The 2,874-nt window shown below is 50.9% G+C and carries 4 protein-coding genes; 3 read left to right on the top strand and 1 reads right to left on the bottom strand.

Annotation, left to right across the window (positions count from 1 at the left end; all coding sequences use genetic code 11):
- The 3 genes from nusG to rplA form a co-directional block, all read left to right on the top strand.
- Positions 1-486: transcription termination/antitermination protein NusG (gene nusG, locus VGS28_00980; GenBank protein ID HEV2412360.1), on the top strand; the 486-nt coding region annotated here is incomplete at its 5' end.
- A 49-nt stretch (positions 487-535) separates the two neighbouring features.
- Positions 536-982, top strand: a complete 447-nt coding sequence (gene rplK / locus VGS28_00975) for a 50S ribosomal protein L11 (GenBank protein HEV2412359.1) — start codon at positions 536-538, stop codon at positions 980-982.
- Positions 983-1,294: 312 nt separating this feature from the next.
- Positions 1,295-1,987 carry a 50S ribosomal protein L1 gene (gene rplA, locus VGS28_00970; protein HEV2412358.1) on the top strand — a complete coding sequence of 231 codons (693 nt, stop codon included), beginning with the start codon at positions 1,295-1,297 and terminating at the stop codon, positions 1,985-1,987.
- A 68-nt stretch (positions 1,988-2,055) separates the two neighbouring features.
- On the opposite strand, the gene VGS28_00965 is transcribed toward rplA, so the two are convergent.
- Positions 2,056-2,508, bottom strand: coding sequence for a hypothetical protein (locus VGS28_00965; protein ID HEV2412357.1), 453 nt, complete (start codon positions 2,506-2,508; stop codon positions 2,056-2,058).
- Positions 2,509-2,874 lie beyond the last annotated feature (366 nt).

The following is a 2,874-nucleotide window of genomic DNA, read 5'->3' as shown; positions in this document are numbered from 1 at the left end:
TACGAGGAGAAGGTGCGAGAGGCTATCAAGCAGCGAGCTGAGTCGCTTGATATGGCTGACAAGATATTCAACGTGCTTGTCCCCAAAGAGAAGCAGATCGAGATCAAAAACGGCAAGCGACGAGTGGTCGAGAAGAAGATCTTCCAGGGTTACGTCCTGGTCGAGATCAGGATGAGTGAGGATGCCTGGTATATCGTCCGGAACACTCCAGGTGTGACCGGTTTCGTTGGTTCAGGTACAACACCGACGCCTATCTCAGAAGATGAGATCAACAAGATCAAGCGTCGTATGGGCGTCGAAGAGCCGAAGCATCGCATCGACTTCGCACAGGGCGAAGTAGTCAACGTGGTCGACGGTCCGTTCAAGGGGTCTGAGGGCGCAATCAGCGAGATCGACTCTCAAAAGGGCAAGCTCAAGGTGCTGATTAGTATGTTCGGTCGCGAAACACCGGTTGAACTCGACGTTTTGCAGGTCAAAAAAGTCTAACTACCCTTGTTAACAGAAGTAAATTACAGTATAATAGGTATTTGAAATCATGGCACAGACAGAGAAAAAAGTAGTTGCGAACATTAAGATGCGCGTCCCGGGTGGACGAGCCAGTGCCGCGCCGCCCGTCGGTTCTATCCTCGGTCAGTACGGGGTTAACATGATGGACTTCATCAACCCATTCAATGAGAAGACCAAGGACATGATGGGGCAGAACGTCGGTGTTAAGATCAAGATCTTTGAAGACCGAACATTCAGCTTCACGATCACAGGTACCCCAACAGATGAGATGATCCTCAAGACAATCGGTCTCGATAAGGGCTCTGGTAAGCCGCACAGCGACAAAGTCGGTAAGATCACCAAGAGCCAGCTCGAGGGAATTGCCAAGCAGAAGATGGAACTTGGCAGTCTCAATGCCAACGATATTGACGGCGCCATGAAGGTTGTCGCCGGTACCGCCCGCAGCATGGGTATTGAGGTTGACTGGGACAAATAGTCGATAATGTAAGACGTGGGAGGCTTAAAAAGCCGCTTGCACCACAAAGGAGTTGTTATGGCTGAAAAGAAAGCTGCAAGAAAAGCAGAAGCCGCTGAAGAAGCGGAAGTTAAAACGACAGAAGAAGAGATCACCCAAGCTCCCGTAAGCGAGCCAGAGGAAGTGGTCGAAGTTGCAGAAGAGAAGGTCGAAAAGCCAGTTAAAGCCGGGCCGAAAGCCCGCCGTGCCAAGGCAGAGGCCGAAGAGAAAGTCGAGAAGGAAGACAAGAAAGCCAGTATTGAGACACGTGGCCCGACTCCAAAGACACGCCCTTTGAGCGAGCGTCGTTCAAAGAAGTACAAAGAGGCCGCTAAGAAAATAGATTCTAGCAAGAGTTACAACCTCAAAGAGGCAGTTGGACTTGCCAAAGGTACTTCAACCACCAAATTTGACGGTTCGGTTGAACTTCACATTAAACTTGGTGTCGACCCACGGCACGCAGATCAGAACATTCGCGCCACTGTCAACCTGCCACATGGTACCGGTAAGACGACCCGCGTTGCTGTCTTCGCTCCCGCAGACCAGCATGAGGCAGCCAAGAAAGCAGGCGCTGATATCGTTGGCGAGGAAGACTTCCTCCAACTGCTCGATAAGGAGCAGATCGACTTTGATATTCTGATTGCCACTCCGCAGCTGATGGCCAGACTCGCCAAATACGCCAAGTTGCTCGGTCCACGTGGCCTCATGCCAAACCCAAAGAGCGGCACTGTTTCAGCCAAGGTGGCTGATGCCGTTAAGCTCGCCAAAGCTGGTCGGGTTGAATTCCGCGTTGACAAGCAGGGTATCGTTCACCAAGCCATCGGCAAGGTGAGCTTTGAGGAACCCCAGCTTCTTGAGAACGCCCAGGCTCTCATCAAAGTCATCCAGGACGCTAAACCTGCCAGCGTCAAAGGCGTCTATCTTCAGACCATCTACATAGCCAGTACGATGGGGCCAGGTGTCCGCATTGACGTCAGCTCTCTTTAAGAAGATAACTCCCAGAGCTAAAACAGCCACCAATTGGGTGGCTGTTTGATTTACGGATCGAATCTTTACTACATTAGAGTAGTCGGGCAACTGTACCACGCTTCAACGCCCGGGACGGGGCTGTTGTTGTTGCCGCCACTGGCGTAAACGTCATTGATGTAGCCCTTAGAGTGATAGGCAAGCTGAATCCACCAATCGTTATAGTACTTGCCGTCATGCACCTCAGAGTCTGGGCGGTTCGGACACCAATATTGACCCAGAACTGCGTGCCAGCCCTGACAGAGCTCTCCATAGGGGATAGATTTGGTGCTTGGTCCTGCATATATTCCGCCGCAAGCATAGAAGTAGTGATAGTTAAACCTAGCTGCGCTGCTCGATGTCAGTGCGTAGACCCCTGTTAAACCGAACATAACGATAAAGGTAACCGGCAGGAGGACGGTGTGAGAGAGCAATTTTTGTCTAATTGACGGTTTGGCCGCCGTTTTTCTCTTTGATGACACCTTTCGTTTGGTAGCTGCCATATCTTTTCCTTGTAGTATTTTAAGCTATAGCTTTGATAACGCTTATGATTGTAGCGTGCGCGTGCCTCCCGGTCAATCAGACTTGCCATTTATGCTTACATCAGCTAACATAGTTGCCATGCAAGTTCAGCAGCAAAACATTCACTTTATTCTACTAGTGGAAGGTCGCAAGGGCTGAGCTTTTAACGCGTAAATAAGAAGATGCAGGAAGCTCGCCCACAGCGAGCTTTTTTAGTCTGCACGAGGAAGGAGATATGGGTTCCACAATAGAAGACCGATTAGGCACACAGCTGGGCGGTTTACTGGGTATCGCTGCCGAGACAGACGGGCAACTGCCGACAAGCGACTTGGCGCGCGTCAGGCGTC

The organism is Candidatus Saccharimonadales bacterium (assembly GCA_035945435.1).
GTDB lineage: Bacteria > Patescibacteriota > Saccharimonadia > Saccharimonadales > DASZAF01 > DASZAF01.
Note: the sequence above shows the minus strand (reverse complement) of the source record. Positions and strands in the feature narration are given on the sequence as shown.

What these genes read in the sequence shown, in the direction of transcription:
- VGS28_00965 (HEV2412357.1), bottom strand. Translation starts at nt 2,508, where the DNA reads ATGGCAGCTACCAAACGAAAGGTGTCATCAAAGAGAAAAACGGCGGCC.
- rplK (HEV2412359.1), top strand. Translation starts at nt 536, where the DNA reads ATGGCACAGACAGAGAAAAAAGTAGTTGCGAACATTAAGATGCGCGTC.